General features: G+C 26.0%; 17 protein-coding genes and 1 pseudogene. 4 read left to right on the plus strand and 14 right to left on the minus strand.

Going from position 1 to position 16,970, the window contains the following annotated elements; genetic code table 11:
• Positions 1 to 68 precede the first annotated feature (68 nt).
• The 3 genes from FRIFI_RS08050 to FRIFI_RS08060 all read right to left on the minus strand — a co-directional run bounded on the left by FRIFI_RS08050 (position 69) and on the right by FRIFI_RS08060 (position 3,710).
• A complete protein-coding gene (locus tag FRIFI_RS08050; protein WP_166505560.1) occupies positions 69 to 1,685 on the minus strand; it encodes a Na/Pi cotransporter family protein in 1,617 nt (538 codons plus the stop codon).
• A gap of 200 nt (positions 1,686 to 1,885) precedes the next feature.
• Positions 1,886 to 2,539, minus strand: a complete 654-nt coding sequence (locus tag FRIFI_RS08055; RefSeq protein ID WP_092925424.1) for a Dph6-related ATP pyrophosphatase — start codon at positions 2,537 to 2,539, stop codon at positions 1,886 to 1,888.
• A 124-nt stretch (positions 2,540 to 2,663) separates the two neighbouring features.
• Positions 2,664 to 3,710, minus strand: a complete 1,047-nt coding sequence (locus FRIFI_RS08060; protein WP_092925422.1) for a hypothetical protein — start codon at positions 3,708 to 3,710, stop codon at positions 2,664 to 2,666.
• Between the two features lie 224 nt (positions 3,711 to 3,934).
• On the opposite strand from FRIFI_RS08060, the gene FRIFI_RS08065 reads away from it, so the two are divergent.
• Entirely contained in the window at positions 3,935 to 4,546 is a 612-nt protein-coding gene (locus FRIFI_RS08065) for an NUDIX hydrolase (RefSeq protein WP_166505561.1), read from the plus strand.
• 121 nt (positions 4,547 to 4,667) lie between these two features.
• Here the strand turns inward: FRIFI_RS08065 and miaB are convergent, their stop codons facing one another.
• Positions 4,668 to 6,101 carry a tRNA (N6-isopentenyl adenosine(37)-C2)-methylthiotransferase MiaB gene (gene miaB, locus FRIFI_RS08070; protein ID WP_092925418.1) on the minus strand — a complete coding sequence of 478 codons (1,434 nt, stop codon included), beginning with the start codon at positions 6,099 to 6,101 and terminating at the stop codon, positions 4,668 to 4,670.
• A gap of 194 nt (positions 6,102 to 6,295) precedes the next feature.
• On the opposite strand from miaB, the gene FRIFI_RS08075 reads away from it, so the two are divergent.
• Both FRIFI_RS08075 and FRIFI_RS08080 read left to right on the plus strand, forming a co-directional pair.
• Positions 6,296 to 6,946 (plus strand): DUF421 domain-containing protein, encoded by a 651-nt coding sequence (locus tag FRIFI_RS08075; RefSeq protein ID WP_092925416.1) that lies wholly within the window; start codon positions 6,296 to 6,298, stop codon positions 6,944 to 6,946.
• Between the two features lie 25 nt (positions 6,947 to 6,971).
• A complete protein-coding gene (locus FRIFI_RS08080; RefSeq protein ID WP_166505562.1) occupies positions 6,972 to 7,352 on the plus strand; it encodes a DUF4363 family protein in 381 nt (126 codons plus the stop codon).
• A gap of 30 nt (positions 7,353 to 7,382) precedes the next feature.
• On the opposite strand, the gene truA is transcribed toward FRIFI_RS08080, so the two are convergent.
• The 8 genes from truA to larE form a co-directional block, all read right to left on the minus strand.
• Complete coding sequence (truA, locus tag FRIFI_RS08085; RefSeq protein WP_166505563.1) at positions 7,383 to 8,120, minus strand: tRNA pseudouridine(38-40) synthase TruA; 738 nt, start codon at positions 8,118 to 8,120, stop codon at positions 7,383 to 7,385.
• A gap of 96 nt (positions 8,121 to 8,216) precedes the next feature.
• Complete coding sequence (locus FRIFI_RS08090; protein WP_092925410.1) at positions 8,217 to 9,686, minus strand: sensor histidine kinase; 1,470 nt, start codon at positions 9,684 to 9,686, stop codon at positions 8,217 to 8,219.
• A gap of 2 nt (positions 9,687 to 9,688) precedes the next feature.
• Positions 9,689 to 10,387: a cell wall metabolism DNA-binding response regulator WalR gene (gene walR / locus FRIFI_RS08095; protein ID WP_092925408.1), complete on the minus strand. Its 699-nt coding sequence runs from the start codon at positions 10,385 to 10,387 to the stop codon at positions 9,689 to 9,691.
• Between the two features lie 17 nt (positions 10,388 to 10,404).
• Positions 10,405 to 11,808, minus strand: a complete 1,404-nt coding sequence (locus FRIFI_RS08100) for an FG-GAP repeat domain-containing protein (protein WP_166505564.1) — start codon at positions 11,806 to 11,808, stop codon at positions 10,405 to 10,407.
• Between the two features lie 10 nt (positions 11,809 to 11,818).
• Entirely contained in the window at positions 11,819 to 12,442 is a 624-nt protein-coding gene (locus FRIFI_RS08105) for an HDIG domain-containing metalloprotein (RefSeq protein ID WP_166505565.1), read from the minus strand.
• A 161-nt stretch (positions 12,443 to 12,603) separates the two neighbouring features.
• Positions 12,604 to 13,275, minus strand: a complete 672-nt coding sequence (locus tag FRIFI_RS08110; protein WP_166505566.1) for a hypothetical protein — start codon at positions 13,273 to 13,275, stop codon at positions 12,604 to 12,606.
• Positions 13,276 to 13,335: 60 nt separating this feature from the next.
• Positions 13,336 to 14,478 (minus strand): THUMP domain-containing class I SAM-dependent RNA methyltransferase, encoded by a 1,143-nt coding sequence (locus tag FRIFI_RS08115; RefSeq protein WP_092925400.1) that lies wholly within the window; start codon positions 14,476 to 14,478, stop codon positions 13,336 to 13,338.
• A 9-nt stretch (positions 14,479 to 14,487) separates the two neighbouring features.
• The gene (gene larE / locus FRIFI_RS08120) at positions 14,488 to 15,297 is read right to left on the minus strand and encodes an ATP-dependent sacrificial sulfur transferase LarE (RefSeq protein WP_166505567.1); all 810 of its coding nucleotides are present in this window, start codon (positions 15,295 to 15,297) and stop codon (positions 14,488 to 14,490) included.
• Between the two features lie 143 nt (positions 15,298 to 15,440).
• Between larE and FRIFI_RS08125 the strand changes: the two genes are divergently transcribed.
• Positions 15,441 to 15,671, plus strand: coding sequence for a hypothetical protein (locus FRIFI_RS08125; protein ID WP_166505568.1), 231 nt, complete (start codon positions 15,441 to 15,443; stop codon positions 15,669 to 15,671).
• A 60-nt stretch (positions 15,672 to 15,731) separates the two neighbouring features.
• On the opposite strand, the gene FRIFI_RS08130 is transcribed toward FRIFI_RS08125, so the two are convergent.
• Both FRIFI_RS08130 and FRIFI_RS08135 read right to left on the minus strand, forming a co-directional pair.
• Complete coding sequence (locus FRIFI_RS08130; RefSeq protein WP_166505569.1) at positions 15,732 to 16,436, minus strand: N-acetylmuramoyl-L-alanine amidase; 705 nt, start codon at positions 16,434 to 16,436, stop codon at positions 15,732 to 15,734.
• Between the two features lie 130 nt (positions 16,437 to 16,566).
• Positions 16,567 to 16,878, minus strand: a pseudogene (locus tag FRIFI_RS08135) (Spx/MgsR family RNA polymerase-binding regulatory protein); the annotation flags it as partial.
• Positions 16,879 to 16,970: the final 92 nt, after the last annotated feature.

Here is a 16,970-nt window from a genome sequence, read left to right on the forward strand (position 1 = left end):
ATTTTTAATACAAAATAGTAATATAAATCATAAAAAAACAACCCTGTTTTTTAGGGTTGTTTTTTTAATTATTTTGAATGTATAACTCTTTTAGCTATATTAGTTGAATGATCTGCTATTCTTTCTAAATTACTTAATAAATCTAAGTAAACTATACCAGAGTCTATTTTGCATAGATTTTTATTTAATCTTTCCATGTGACTTGATCTAAATGATTTCTCCATACAATCAACTTCTTCTTCTAAGCCTAGTACCTCTTTTGCTAGTTCTTTATTATCTTCTTTCATAGCTTGAAGAGATAATGTATATACTTTTGTAACTTTTTCATAAATATATGCTATTTCATCTTTTGCTTCTTTTGATAAATTAGCATTTGAATTTATAAGATCTTGTGCTAGTTCAGCCATATTTTCAGAATGATCACTAACTCTTTCTATATCATTTACTGTATTAAATAAAAAGTCAACTTGCTCTATTAATTTATCATCTAAAGATTTCTTAGATAATTTCACTAAATAATCTATAAGCTTCTTTTGTAATTGATTTACTATGTCTTCTTTATCAAAAGTTTTTTGAATATCTTCTTGTGAATTTTCTCTAATAGCTTTTATTGAACACTCTAATGTTTCATTGGCTTTTCTTCCCATTCTTAAGGTTTCTTTTACAACATTTCCTAATGCTATTGATGGAGTTTCTAGCATTCGCTCATCTAAAAACTTAGTTGCTCTTTCATCATATTCTTCATCACCATTATCAGGTATAAGCTTCATCACTATCTTAACTATGTACTTAGAAAATGGTAATAATATTATTACATTTATTATATTAAATAAAGTATGAGAGTTTGCTATTTGTCTTGATATATCTGTTGGATCTAAATGTGTAACTATCATACTTATTGGTTTGTTAAGTACTATCATAAATAATATTGTTCCTATTACATTAAATGTTAAGTGCATAACTGCAGCTCTTTTTGCATTTTTGTTAGTTCCTATACTTGATATTAAAGATGTTGTACAACTTCCTATATTATCTCCGTATAATATTGGTAATGCTCCAGAAAGTGGCATTAATCCTTGTGATGCTAACGCTATTAATATTCCCATTGATGCACTTGAACTTTGTAAACAAGTTGTCATAGCAAAACCAGCAAGTAAAGCTATTCCTGGATGACTTGCAAGACCTTGCAGCATATTTCTAAATGCTTCAATTTTAGATAAAGGTGCCACAGCCTCTTTCATAAATTCCATACCTATAAATAATATAGCAAAACCTATTAATATTTCTGATATATTTTTTAGATTTGGCTTTGATTTAGATCCTATCATATATAATATAATTCCTACCCCAAGGGCTAATGATGATATTATACTTGCATCAAATGATACTAACTGAGCTGTTACTGTAGTACCTATATTTGCACCCATTATAACACCTATTGCTTGGTATAAACTCATTATACCTGCATTTACAAAACCAACTACCATTACAGTAGTAGCTCCACTACTTTGTATAATTCCTGTAACAACGGCACCAACTAAAACACCCATTACTACATTACTAGTTAAAAGTTCGATAGCTTTTTCAAGCTTAGGTCCAGTAGATTTTTGAAGACCTTCTCCCATTAAGTTCATTCCATATAAGAAAAGTCCTAAACCTCCAATAAGGTTTATGAATATGCTCACTGTCTATTCCTCCTCAGAAAATTATGGTTATTTTTCTTACTTTTTTGTCACCTCTTTATCTTATCAGAATTTTCGACATGTTTTGTTAATTTTATGTTAAATTTTTTACATTTCTTTAACTTTTTAAATATTTTTTATATTTAAATAATCATAAAAAGATATAGTTAAAAACTATATCTTTTTACTTGTACAAAATATAATTATACTAATGATATATCTAATATACCATAGTTATTATCTACGACATTCTCATTTTGTATGTACTTTATTTTATTTTTAAATATAGGTCCATCAACTACAAAAGTATGATACTCTCCATTTTCTCCACAAGGATCACTTCCTAAATCCTTTATTCTTTTAACTACATCTTTATTTAAAGTTTGTCCTAATAAATCAATTGGTAAATATTTTAAGTTAACTATTTTTATAACAGTTTCAAATCCTTCGTTTATAAATTCATAAACTAAAGCTTCTCTGTCTTCTTGCCAAAGTGGAAGTTCGCACTTTATATTAGCTTCACTGCATCTATCTTCACACCATTTTCTGTGATCTACTATATCTATATCCCCAAATACACAAATTTTAGCTCCCATATCCTTGGCTTTTAAAAGTGTTTTTGTAAATTCTTTTTCATAATTATTCATGTCACATTCTACTATTAATAATGGTATATCTAAAGACTTACTTACTTTATATAATAAATCTTTTTTTATACTATGTGTAAATGAACTATCTTTGCCTTTTTTAAAGGTTACAAGTAAACCCACGGGCTCATAACCTCTTTTTATCATTCTATATAATGCTAGAGTACTATCTTTTCCCCCGCTAAATGACATTACAAATTTCTCTCCCATACACGTTCTCCTTTTATCTGATTTTTTATGACACTATATATTAATTATATAAAAAGTCATTTTATGTATCAACTCAAAAGTAAATTTACAAAAATAAAGCCTACAATATATGTAGACTTTATTTTTATTTACTAATATCCTTACCTTTAAATGTTTTGTATGAGTGCATAAATTCTCTTGTGTTAAATATGTACTTTCCTCCTATTTGAGTGTAATAATTATTAGCAGAATCATATATTTCTTTAACTTTTTGTGTAAGGTTTTTATTGTAATATCTAAGTTCTTTGAATTCTTTTTTTAATTTATCTGCTGTCATCCATACTTTATTGGAAGTTATATCTGCTAGTCTTATATTTTCAAATTTTAAAGAGTTTTGTTGTGAATATACATAAAGTTCGGCTAGTATTTCTTGAAGATTTTCATTGGTAAGATCTGCCTTTAACTTTTTATAAATTATAGCTCCCATAGAATCAATACCTTTTTCTTCTAATCTTTCTTGATTTATAAGGGCATTTAATGGTTGCCTTTTTATATATACATAAGATTTCTCTTCTAGTATATATTCACCTCTTACATACTTTGCAGGTCTATATATAACAAGTATTGGAGCATATTGTCCACCTATTTCATGTTCATTTAAATCTATTATCTCATCTCTACTTTTTACCTTATATTCATTAGATATAGTCCCATATCTAGATCTATCTCTAAGGGAATACATATGAGAATCCTCTATATGTTTAATTATTTCATTTATGTATAACTTGTCTACTACACCCATATCGTGTGAATTATTTACATAATTACTTGCTAATTCATCTTTGATAGAATTTATATCATCTACACTTATAGAAAAACATGCACAAAGCTTTTTTAATTTATCTTCTATATTACTTAAATCTATGTCAGTATAAGCAAGTACATCTTCTAATTTTTCTTCACTTTTTAATTTTATAATATCATTTAATATCTGTGTATCGTTTTTAGCACTATTTTTATCAAATAGATATCTATTTATATCAGATTTTAAGTTATTTATACTTGACTGTATTTTTATATAATCACCTAATAGATGTGTATTATTATTTATTATATCTTTTGGTATGCTTATGTATCTTTCATCTTCTTTTACATATATATTTATGTCATTTCTTGTGATGTCTTCTAACATTTTAATCTCCTTACTAATTATAGTTTAAAGTCATATATAATTATAACATGAATTTTATCTTATAGTTAGTTTTTAAATTTAAAAATTAACTAGCTTATATAAGCATATATTTTTAGTTGATGTTTCTATTATTTTACTAATTAGCTATTATTTAAATTGTATTTTGCTATAATTTTTTATAATTCATATTATAATAGTATTATGACATTAACAAGGAGGACTTTATGATTTACAATTTTAAAGAAAAATTTAAAAACTATAAGGCATATATAAACGGACATGAAAATATGAAAAAAGCATCTGTGTTAATTCCAATAGTAAAAAAAGATAATAAGCACTATATCTTATTTGAAGTTAGATCTAAAAATTTAAAAACACAACCTAATGAAATATGTTTCCCTGGTGGTAAAATAGAGCTTGGGGAATTACCTATAGATACGGCTATAAGGGAGACATGTGAAGAGCTTGGAACAACTTATAATAATATTGATATTATTTGTGAATTAGATTTACTAGTTACTCCATCAAACTTAATAATACATCCATTTTTAGGATATATAAATGATATAGATAATTTTAGTATAAATACTTCTGAGGTAGATCACATATTCTTAGTTCCTATATCATATTTACTAGAAAGTGTACCAAATATTTATAATAGCGATGTTAAAACTATACCAAGTTCAGATTTTCCATTTGATAAAATTCCTAATAAAGAAAATTATAAATTTGATACAGGTAATTATTCTGTTTTATTTTATTCTTATAAAAATTATACAATTTGGGGTATAACAGCAAAAATACTAGAAAACTTTTTATCTATAATATCTAATTAGAAGTGTTAATTACTTCCTTAATAATTAAAAATTTTGTTAATTCTTATATACATCTAGTTAATATTCTATATTTTAAATAAAAAGGTATCTCTTGAAATTACACAAGAGATACCTTTTTTATTTATTTTATTTTTCCTACTAATGAGAAGTTAGTAGCACTAGTTATATCAACCATTACTAACTTTCCTATTAAATCTTCATCCTCTTTAGCTTCAAAGTTTACTAACTTATTTTGTCTTGTTCTTCCTGTAAACTTATTATCATCAGTTTTACTTTTTCCTTCAACTAAAACTTCAACAGTTTTACCTACATAACTTTTATTTATTTGAGCAACTATTTCATTAACTTTGTCTAGTACTCTATTAAATCTTTCGTGTTTTACATCTTCTGGTATTTGATCTTCCATCTTAGCTGCTGGAGTTCCTTCTCTCTTTGAATATATAAATGTAAATGCTGAGTCATATCTTACTTTTTCAACTACATCTATAGTATCTAATACATCTTCTTCTGTTTCACCTGGGAATCCTATCATTAAATCAGTAGAAAATGCTATATCTGGTATTTCTTTTTTAGCTTTTTCTATAATTTCTAAATAATATTCCTTAGTATAGTGTCTATTCATCTTTTTAAGTAAAGTTGAACTTCCACATTGAACTGGTAAGTGTAAAAATTCACATACTTTGTCACAATCTCTTATAGCATATATAACTTCATCAGATATATCTTTAGGATGAGAAGTCATAAATCTGATTCTTTCTATTCCCTCTATTTCATTTACCATTCTAAGCAACTTATCAAAGCTTATTGGTTCTTCTAGTGTTTTTCCATATGAATCAACATTTTGCCCAAGTAATGTAACCTCTTTTGTCCCATTAGCTACCAATTCTTTTATTTCAGATATTATATCTTCAGGCTTTCTACTTCTTTCTCTACCTCTAGTGTATGGTACTATACAGTAAGTACAGAAGTTATTGCAACCATACATTATATTTACAAAAGCTTTAAGTTCAAATTTTCTATTGCTTCTTAAACCTTCTACAACTTCACCATCAACATCCCATACATCAACTAACATAGTATTTTCATCCATTGACTTAACTAATAATTCAGGGAATTTGTATAGATTATGTGTTCCAAATACTAAATCAACATGTCTATATTTTGACTTTAATTCTTTAACAACATGAGGTTGTTGCATCATACATCCACAAACTGCTATTTTTAAATTAGGATTTTTTCTTTTTTGACCTTTTAACTGACCTAAATTACCATATACCTTTAATTCTGCATTTTCTCTAACCGCACAAGTATTGTATATTATTAAATCACATTCTCCAGCAGTCAATCCTTTTTCATACCCCATAGCTTCAAGCATAGCACATAGTTTTTCAGAATCATGTTCATTCATTTGACATCCAAATGTTTGTATCAAATATCTAGGTTTTGCTTGATGTATTGCATAATATCTAGTGTTTTGTTCTTTTATTGCATCTATAAACTTATCTTGTTCTTTTATTTTTTCTATAGGAACTTCTATCTGTTTTCTTTTGCTCATCTATTTCATCTCCTCAGTAATTTTAAATAAACTACACATTTATATTAATATTTATTTATTTTCAAACAAATTTACTAAACCATATTATATCAAATTTATAAATTATTTTAAAGATATTAAATTTAAGTTTTATGTATCATAATTTATAAATAAGGGTAAAATAACTTATCATATAATGTGAAAGGAAAATAATTATGGTGTTAGTATTGGTAAGAAGTATTTTACTTTATATGGTTGTTTTAATATCTTTGAGAATTATGGGAAAAGGCGAAATAGCAGAAATGAATACATTTGATTTAGTAATAACTCTTTTAATAGCAGAAGTTGCTGCATTGCCTATGGAAAACAATAATATACCTTTAATTAATGGTATAGCTTCTGTTACAGGCCTTACGCTTATTCAAATAGTTGTTTCTTATATAACTTTAAAAAATAGAAAAGTTAGAACTTTTTTATGCGGGGCTCCATCTATTTTAATAAATAAAGGCAAAATAGATTATAAGGAATTAGAAAAACAAAGAGTTACAATAGATGAACTTCTTGAACAACTTAGAATTGAAGGGTATTTTAAGGTTTGTGATGTTCAATATGCAATACTTGAAACAGATGGCAATTTAAGTATATTACCTTCACCGTCATACAAAGATATCCCTACAAAATGCTTTGAACATCTTCCTATGTCTCTTATAATAGATGGTTATATTATAGATAAAAATCTTAGAATTATTGGAAAAGATAAAAAATGGCTATATGAAATATTAAGTAAAAAAAATATAAAAAATAAAAAAGATATCCTATTATTAAGTATTGATGAAAATGATAAGGTATTTATACAAACAAGATAAATCGATAGATATGAGGTGAAATTTATTGAAGGCTTTAATATGTTCACTTATTTGGACAGTTTTATTTTTATTATTTAGTTTTTATTCTCTTGATAAATTTGATGATTTTGCTAAATTATACACTGAAAAAGCTGAATCAATAGAACTTCATATAAAGGATGGTGATTGGGATAGTGCTAAAAAAGCTTTAGATGAATATGAAACAAGCTTTAATGAAAGTAAGGATTCTTGGTATAAAGTATTTAATCATGAGTATTTTGGAGAAGTATCTTTATATTTAGATATTCTTCAAGGTTCTATTTATGCTAAAGATAAAGGTATGTCACTTGAACAGATACAAAGAATAAAAAATGCATTACATAATATAATAGAAAATGAACAGTTTGACTTAAATCATATATTCTAATAGATGGGATTTCTCCCATCTATTTTATTATTAATATGTAACTTTATATAAGCAAAGTCCTTTAGCTGGTGCCGTATCAGATGATTTAGATCTGTCTTTATTTTCTAGCATTATTTTTATGTCTTGTGGAGTTTTTCTTTTAGACCCAACATCTATTAATGCTCCTGCTATTATCCTTACCATATTATATAAAAATCCATTACCTTGAACATATATATCAATCATATTATTGTTTTCATTTATTACTATTGAATGTATTTCTCTAACATTTGATTTTTTCTTAGATTTAGAAGAAGCAAAACTAGTAAAATCATGCTCCCCAACTAAATATTCACTTGCCTCTCTCATTAAATCTATATTTAGTTTTTTTTCTATATGAGTAGTATATCTTCTAGTAAATGGATCATGATATTTATTATTATCTATTTTATATAAATAAGTTTTTGACTTAACATTATATCTACTATGAAATCTTTCTTCAACTTCTTCTAGTTCAGTTATAACTATATCTTCCGGTAGATAATTATATAGATAATCTTGCATTTTTTTTAAACTTAACTTAGAATTTGTCTTAAAATTAGCAACCTGTCCTCTTGCATGAACTCCCATATCAGTTCTTCCAGATCCTATTATTTCTATATGTTCGTTAGTCATTTTACTAAGAACATCTTCTATCTTTCCTTGTATTGTCATATCATTATCTTTTAATCTTTGAAACCCCTTATATCTTGAGCCATCATATTTTATTGTCATTTTTATATTTCTCATTTTGTTCCTCTTTTCATTAATTTATAATCCTTAATTATATAAAAATAGGATATACTTTATCTAAGTATATCCTATTTTTATGATATTTAATACTATTTAATAATCTATAGATTCTAAAAGTTTATTTTTTACAACTATCGTCATAGTTGTTCCAACACCTTTTTCACTATCTAGATTCATATATCCACCATGAAGTTTTACAATTTCATTACTTATTGCAAGCCCTAAACCACTACCTGCTTTGTTATAATCTTCTTGGAAGAATTTATCTAGTACTTTATCTAAATTTTCTGTTTCTATACCACAACCATTATCAGTAACTTTTATTGTTGTATACTCCTCATTTTGAGATACTATAAGCTTTACAAATCCATTGTTATCTGTAAACTTGATAGAATTTTGTATTAAATTTATTAAAACTTGTCTTAGTCTATCTTTATCTCCTTGTATAGGTTCAAAATAATCTCCTATAAATTCTACAGATAAATCTATATTTTTTTCACTAGATTTAACTTTCAACTGATTAACAACACCTACTGATAATTTTCTTATATCTACTAAATCTATTTTTAATTTTATTCTATCAGATGCAAGGCGAGAAAAATCAAGTAATTCTGTAACTAGCTTTATAAGTCTTTCTGTTTCATCTTGTATAATACCTAAGCCTAAGTCTAACTCTTCTTTGCCTATACCTTCATAAGAAAGTGTCTCACTCCATCCTTTTATAGATGTAAGAGGAGTTCTAAGTTCATGAGATATAGATGATATAAATTCTTCTTTTAACTTTTCACTTTTGTCTATTTCCTCTGCCATATGTATGAAAGTTTCTGCTAAATCACCTATTTCATCATCTGATATATTAACATTTTTAAGTTTTATACTGTAGTTTCCATGTGCTAGTTCATTTGCAAATTGTTTTAATTCTCTAAGAGGCTGTATAAGAGTTTCTGCAAATCTAAGACTTAAAGATATTGCTATTAGCAATATGCAAATTCCTGCTAATACTAACCCAAGTATTACTCTAAATATAGTTGAATCTATCTCTTCTAAAGAAATAGTATATCTTACTACACCTTCTATTATATTGTTAGTCTTAAGAGGAACAGATATACTCATAACATGCTCCCCTGTTTCAGGAATTTTATATACATATGGAGTCAAATTATTCTCATCTTTTAAAGCTCTACTTATATCTTCTCCATTTACATCTACGTTAGTTTTAAATCCATATTGATCTATAATCATCTTTGAGTTTTTATCTATAATTGAAATAGCAAATTTTGAATCACTACTTGAGTGCTCTTTTTGTAATATAGCATTTATTTTGTTTTCTTTTTGTAGTATAGCATTTACTTTATTTTCAAAGCTATCAGCTTCATTTACTATGTTATTATTATATTGTCTATTTATATTATTTGCTTCACTTTTTAAAATTTGACTTACATAATCATAATAGTAGTTTTGTACATAAAACATAAAAAGACCTTCAAATAATATAACAGTTATAATTATTATAGTAAAATAATTTTTTATTATCTTCTTTCTTAAGCCTTCAAAATGTAACAATATCATTCTTCCTTTCTAAAACAGTATCCATAACCCCAAACTGTTTGTATATATTTAGGCTTAGATGGGTCTTCTTCTATTTTATTTCTTATTCTTCTTATGTTTACATCTACAATTTTAAAATCATATAAATAATTAGTTCCCCACACTTCATTAAGTATTTGATCTCTACTTAATGATTGATTTGAATTTTTCATTAAGTATTTAACTATTGAAAATTCAGTAGGTGTAAGTTCTATTTCTTCATTATCTTTGAATAATTTCCTTTTATCTAAATTTAATACAAATGAATCTGATACTATCTCATTTCCCTTTGATAAATTTTCGTCTTTTTTAACTCTTCTTAAAAGCGCTGATACTCTTACTAATAGTTCTTTTATACTAAAAGGCTTCACCATGTAATCATCTGCACCTGATATAAACCCTTCGATTTTATCATCTTCCTGTGCTTTAGCTGTAAGCATTATTACACCTACCTGATCAAAGTTTTGTCTAATAAACTTACATACTTCTATACCACTTATATCTGGAAGCATAACATCTAAAAGAGCTAACTTTATATCTGGTTCTTTGCTTATTTTTTCTAATGCTTCTTGTCCTGTTCCTGCTTCTATTATTTCATATCCTTCCCTTTTTAGGTTTATACTAACAAAACTTCTTATTCCTATTTCATCTTCTAATATTAATATTTTTTCCTTCATATTAAACCTCCCAATAATTAATATATAAGTGAGAAATACTCTTTCAATGCCTCTTCATTTATTTTTAATTTTTTTAATTGTTCTAAGTTGTTTATATATAATGTGAAAGTATAATCGTTATTTTCACCAAGTGTTATTGACGATTGATTGACATTCTTTTTATTTTCATCAATTATATTTTTATTAACAACAGCTATTGTAAATAATTCTTTAGGTTCTGTTTCTAGTATATCATAATAATAGAATTTAAATAATACATCACTACTTTGCTCTTGATAATCTTGTTCTATATAGAACTTGTTTACTAGTTCATTAGGTATTAAAAGGCTAAATTTATATTGATAATTATAATATATCTGAATTGTAAATAATAATGATGAATCTTCTAGATTTTCTTTTCCATTCCATCTATACCAGCTTATAGTTGCTGAGGTTTTTGAAGTATATATATTTCCACTTCCATTTACTATAGGTATATCTATAACCTTATCATTATTTATATCCTCTACTGGTATGTAGTATGGCTTCATTATACTTTTATCATCATCTTTAAATGCTTTTTTTAATTTGCCATCTTTTAAGTACAATATCTGTGTTATATAGTTATCATTTTTAAGTATAGGCATATCAAGTACTATGCCTTTATGTTCAATTGTTTTACCCTTTTTATTTTCAGTTGATATAGTGCCTAATGTTATATATGAATTATTCAGACTTTTTATATTATCAAACTCAACATAGTTAACAAGCTTAAGGCCTTTATCAAAGTTAGCTAAACTTGCATATGCTTTATTAGTCTTTTGATTAAAATGTAGCATTAATATATCTAACTTATCATCTCCATCAATATATCCAATTTTTACTTTCATATCTAAAAGATTTTTACTATCTTCTAACCATGTAGGATCTAATGTGTATACTTTTTTTACTTCATCATCAATAAAATTATATATATACATATTAGTTTTTCCCTCTGATTTTATAAGAAGTACTATTTCTTTTTTTCCATCATTATTTAAATCATAAAAATTAGCATATTGTATTTCTTCACCTTCTTGAAGTGAATAAGCTTTTTCTTTATTTGTATATGTACCATCAGGATTCTTAGTTAATACAATAAATCCTACTTCATCTTTTTTATCATCTTGGCTTTCTTTCTTTTGAAATACTACTAATTCCTTTTCTCCATCATTATCTAAATCTACCTCATTTATTTTTGCTGCTTCTTTTGAATTGTTTGGCTGTAACAAAGATGTTTGTTTTGTTAGTAATTTTTTTATACCTTTATATAAATCTGATTCATTTTGATTATATAAAGGCTTATCTTTAATAAGCTCTTCAGGAGATTCTGAAGTTATACTACATCCAGTTGTTAAAAATACAATTAAGCTAGCCCCAATTAATAACTTAAAAAATTTCATCTAAAACCTCCTATCCTTTGTATGTTTTAAAATATTGTTTAAACTTTTCTATTCTTTCCTTTTCATTATTTATAGTCTCTAAACTTAAATTTCCTCTTCCTAATCTATCACAAAAAGATAATAATGCTATCTCTTTATATTTTACATCATTTATCATATTTTGTGGATTAAAAAAAGGAAGATTTTTATCATAAAATAATGGTTGCATGTGATATCTTATCATTTTAGATACACTTTCATTAAATTTTTTGTCATTACTTACCATATCTAAAAAATTTTTACCAATTTTTTCTCCTTCTATATCATGATTATAGGATGTTATTTTGCCCCTTCTAATTTTTGTCGTTGTAAGTTTTCCTAGATCATGAAGTAAAGCTGACCACATAAATACTCTTTCATTTTCTGAAAGTTTTTTTACTTCACTAGCTTTATCAACTACTAATAGTATATGATTTAATACATTTCCTTCTGGATGATATTTTAGATTTTGTTCTACCTTCTCTAAATTTTTTATCATTTCAAATGGCTCTTTATCAAATTCTCCATTTTCAATTAACCTTCTTATATCTTTAGAAGGTTTATTACTTTTAAGTAATATTTCATCTACCTTATTAAATATCTCTTTACTAGTCATATTTTTTCTCCTTATTTTTTAAATAAAAAATTCACTTCGCCTAAGCAACGTGTTGGCAAACATCTTTATAATACCTTAATATATAAAAAAAGCTTAGAATAACTAAGCTTTTTTATTTTATCACTATTTATTTTTTTTATTTATATATGATTTTAACAGCTTTATTTTTTTGGAAACTTTTCTTCTGACCAAACTATATTTTCAAATTTATTGCTGCTTTCTTCACTTTCCACTACATTATCTTCATTAGATGGCTCTTCTTGTATAGTTCTAAATCCTACTGAATCATCTGCTTCAATTTCATAATATCCGTCAGAATTAATTTCATTACTAAGTTGATTTTCATCTACATATATATTACTTTCATCACTTAAAGGTTTTACTTTTTTTCCTTTTTGATTTGAAGACTTTTTACTTTTGACTTTTTTATGGCTAACTTCTTCTTTTGGTTTTATCTTATTATTTTTAGAAGGTTTCTTAGTTGCTGACTTATTACTTTTTTGATTTTTACTCTTTTTGCTAGGATTATTGCTATTTTTGCTCTTTTCTTCTACTTGTTTACTATTTTTTTCCTCTATCTGTGCTAAATCTTTTTCTTCTTGATGTTTCTTAGAGTTTTTTGGTTTAGATTTTTTGCTTCCTAGGCCTAAATTTACCTTTAACTTATTTGATTTTTTTGACTTAACATCTTTTTCTAACTCATCATTATTTTTTCTTTCTTCAGTAAGGAAATCATTAAGTATGACTTCATTTAAATCCTCTTCATATTTAGGTGCCTTAATTGTTTTTTCTTTAGGTGATTTTTTTCGATTTTTACTATTAACTCTAAACATAAATACACCCCCTAAAATACTCTTTATATTATATATAGTATATTAGAGGGTTAAATATTACTATTTTCTAGGTGGTTTTGGACCTATATATTGATATAAGTTTGTTTTTAACATTCCATTGTATAGCTTTCTCTTTTTATCAGCTTGTTTTCCAAACTCTTTTTCAAATTCATCATAAGAAGTTATTAAATAATATGACCAATTTCTAAGTCTAAAGAAGGCCTTTCCTAAATTTCTATATAGCATTTGGACACTTTCTTTGTCTTCAAGTCTTTCTCCATAAGGTGGATTTGTTATTATAAACCCATACTCTTCATCACTTTTAAATTTAGTTGCATCTAAAACATTAAATTCTATATATTTATCAACTCCAGCTATTTCTGCATTTTCTTTAGCTATTTCTATAGTTTCTTCATCTATATCATATCCATATATTTTAAAATCTACATCTTCATTTATTTTCTCATAGGCATCTTTTCTAACATCCCACCATATTTTTTTATCTATAGTTCTCCACTTTTCAGATATAAACTCACGATTCATACCTGGTGCCATATTTATAGCTTTCATAGCTGCTTCTATAAGCATAGTCCCCGAACCACACATAGGATCAACCAATATTCTACCTGGTTTCCAAGGTGTTAAATCAACTATACCAGCAGCTAAAGTTTCTCTTATAGGTGCTTTGTTAGCTCTTTCTCTATATCCTCTTTTATGAAGAGCATCTCCTGTTGTATCTATGTAAAGAGTTACTATATCTTTATGTATAAATACATATATAGGATATTTTTCTTTACATTCTTTTAGTAGTCCTCTTTCCATATACTTAGCTTTTAAACTATCTACTATAGCTTTTTTTACTATTGATTGTATATGTGTAGTACTATATAACTTTGACTTTATAGATGATGCTTTTGATACTGGAAATTCAGCTTCATAAGGAATGTATCTTGACCAATCTATTCTCTTAGTATTTTCAAATAATTCGTCAAAAGTTTTAGCTTCAAATTCAGCAATTTTAAGGTGTACTCTTTCTGCACATCTTAACCACATATTAGCTTTAGCGATACCATCTTCTCCAGTTTTATAAGTTACTCTACCATCTTCTGTTTTTACTATTTCAAAACCTAGTTCTTTTATTTCTCTTGCTAGCATTTTTTCCATACCAAAAAAGCATGGTGATACTAATGTATAACTTTTCATACGTCCTCCTTAGTTGCTTATATCTTTATTCATACTACCCATTTCATATCCATTCATATCTAGGGTAACATATTCAAATCCAAATTCTTTAAATTTATTACTAGTGTTTTTAAGTACTTCTTTAATAAAAAACTTATCTATCTCATCAAATCCAACTTCGATTCTAGCAATATTTTCATGTACTCTTACTCTAAACTGATTAAATCCTAAATCTGCTAAATATTGCTCGCTCATTTCTATTTTTGTAAGAAGTTCTTCAGTAATTCTTGTATTGTATGGGACTCTAGTTGCAAGACATGCAAAAGCCGGCTTATTATATGTTTTTAGCCCCATTTCTTTCGATAATACTCTTATATCTTTTTTAGTCAAATTGCACTCTTTTAATGGACTTATAATATTTAATTCCTCTAGTGCTTTTAGCCCTGGCCTATAATCACCTAAATCATCTATATTTGTTCCATCTAGTACATACTCTATATTATTATCTTTTGCTATCTTTTTAATAGTATTAAACACATATTTTTTACAATGATAGCATCTATCTTTTTTATTTTCGATAAACTCATCTACTTCTAAATTATCTATATCTATAACTAGGTGCTTAACACCAAATTCATTTGCGTACTTTTTTGCTTCGTTTATTTCCTTTTTACTATGCATCATAGCATTTAAAGTTATAGCCACTACTTTTTTATCTAATACATCTTTAGCTACTTTAAGTAAAAAATTACTATCTACTCCTCCAGAATAAGCTATAGCCACATTGTCTAATTTAGCTAATTTATTTTTTAATTTTTCTAGCTTATCATTTAATTCCACAAATACACCTCTCCCTTATTTAATAAATTAATTATATATAATGTTATAATATAAAGCAAACTTTAATTTCTCTTTACTTTAAAATTGAGTTTTTTATATATTTATTGTAATATTAAAATAGTAAAGGGGGAGGGATGACTATTATGAATTATTATGACATCTTACAAAATTTTCTTAGATGTAATAAAAACATAAAGTTAAAATTTAAAGAGGATAAAAAAACATTAGATATATGTAACTATAATAACACTATACTTTCTTTAGAGTTACAAAATAGCGACATGAAACTTAATGCTAAAGTAATTTACGAAAGTATTATTAATTTAGATAATTTAACTATATATATTCCTAAAATATATGTAAAAGAAAACTAGAATATAATTAATTTATCCCAGAGTAATATTTCTCTGGGATTTTATTAATTAATCTATTACTTATTCCTTCTTGTATATAACTATAAAAGCATCATTAAATCCTTTTTCTTTTAACTCTTCTATTCTTTTTTCAGCATTCAATCTATTATTATATGAGCCACATACTACCCTATATAAAGTATCCCTATTATCTATAGGTGTTATAGGTTTATTAACATCATTGTCAACTGGAGTATACGTTATATTTAAATATCTACATATGCCTCTTGCTATCCCATCTGCTAATGCCTCTTGCTTTTGAGTAAGAATTTTGTAATCTTCCTGATTATCTATAAAAGCAAGCTCTATAAGACATGCTCTCATATTAGTATTTCTTATTACATAAAAATTAGCAGTCTTTACTCCTCTATTTTTAGTATATGCTTTGGTTTTTAGCAATTCTTCATGTATATAATTTGCTAAATCCTTAGTTGATGATGTATGAGAGTACGTCTCTATACCGTTAGCTGTGCCATTAAATGAATTACAATGAATAGATACAAAACAGTCTGCACCCCAACTATTTGCATCACTAACTCTATCTTCTAAAGATATTGTTTTATCTTCAGACCTACTTAACCTTACTTCTATTCCTTGTTTCTTTAATAATTTTTCTACCTTTTTAGATACTTCTATATTTATATTTTTTTCATATAGATTATTAATACCAATAGCTCCACTATCATTTCCACCATGACCTGGATCTATATATACCTTTTTTACCATAATTAATTCTCCTTTTATAGTACTTAAGCTATAGTAAATAGCCCTATACATTATATGATTTAGGTATATAATTTGACATTATTTTTAATACAAAAAGCCGTGTTATAAATTATACAACACAGCTTTTGTTTTATAGTAATTTTTCTTTCCATTCCTCTTCTTTAAAACCTACCACAACATGTTTTCCATCAAATGCTATAGGCCTTTTTATAAGCATTCCATCGCTAGATAGTATATCTAGTAATTTATCATCATTCTCAGTTTTAACTACATCTTTAAGCCCTAGCTCTCTATATTTTACACCACTAGTATTAAAGAATTTTTTTAATTCATATCCACTTAGTTCATACATTTTTTTTAATTCTTCTTTAGTTGGAGGATTTTTAACTATTTCAATATCCTCAAATTCTAAGTTATTTTCCTTAAGCCAAGCCTTGGCTTTTCTTACAGTCGATCATTTTGAATATCCATATAATTTTATCATTTGTCTCACCCTTTTAGTTAACATTTTATTTTATATTTACCCAACAGCTA

The organism is Romboutsia hominis, assembly GCF_900002575.1.
Classification (GTDB): domain Bacteria; phylum Bacillota; class Clostridia; order Peptostreptococcales; family Peptostreptococcaceae; genus Romboutsia_C; species Romboutsia_C hominis.

What these genes read in the sequence shown, in the direction of transcription:
- FRIFI_RS08055 (WP_092925424.1), bottom strand. Translation starts at nt 2,539, where the DNA reads ATGGGAGAGAAATTTGTAATGTCATTTAGCGGGGGAAAAGATAGTACT.
- FRIFI_RS08060 (WP_092925422.1), bottom strand. Translation starts at nt 3,710, where the DNA reads ATGTTAGAAGACATCACAAGAAATGACATAAATATATATGTAAAAGAA.
- FRIFI_RS08065 (WP_166505561.1), top strand. Translation starts at nt 3,935, where the DNA reads ATGATTTACAATTTTAAAGAAAAATTTAAAAACTATAAGGCATATATA.
- miaB (WP_092925418.1), bottom strand. Translation starts at nt 6,101, where the DNA reads ATGAGCAAAAGAAAACAGATAGAAGTTCCTATAGAAAAAATAAAAGAA.
- FRIFI_RS08075 (WP_092925416.1), top strand. Translation starts at nt 6,296, where the DNA reads ATGGTGTTAGTATTGGTAAGAAGTATTTTACTTTATATGGTTGTTTTA.
- truA (WP_166505563.1), bottom strand. Translation starts at nt 8,120, where the DNA reads ATGAGAAATATAAAAATGACAATAAAATATGATGGCTCAAGATATAAG.
- walR (WP_092925408.1), bottom strand. Translation starts at nt 10,387, where the DNA reads ATGAAGGAAAAAATATTAATATTAGAAGATGAAATAGGAATAAGAAGT.
- FRIFI_RS08100 (WP_166505564.1), bottom strand. Translation starts at nt 11,808, where the DNA reads ATGAAATTTTTTAAGTTATTAATTGGGGCTAGCTTAATTGTATTTTTA.
- FRIFI_RS08105 (WP_166505565.1), bottom strand. Translation starts at nt 12,442, where the DNA reads ATGACTAGTAAAGAGATATTTAATAAGGTAGATGAAATATTACTTAAA.
- FRIFI_RS08110 (WP_166505566.1), bottom strand. Translation starts at nt 13,275, where the DNA reads ATGTTTAGAGTTAATAGTAAAAATCGAAAAAAATCACCTAAAGAAAAA.
- FRIFI_RS08115 (WP_092925400.1), bottom strand. Translation starts at nt 14,478, where the DNA reads ATGAAAAGTTATACATTAGTATCACCATGCTTTTTTGGTATGGAAAAA.
- FRIFI_RS08125 (WP_166505568.1), top strand. Translation starts at nt 15,441, where the DNA reads ATGAATTATTATGACATCTTACAAAATTTTCTTAGATGTAATAAAAAC.
- FRIFI_RS08130 (WP_166505569.1), bottom strand. Translation starts at nt 16,436, where the DNA reads ATGGTAAAAAAGGTATATATAGATCCAGGTCATGGTGGAAATGATAGT.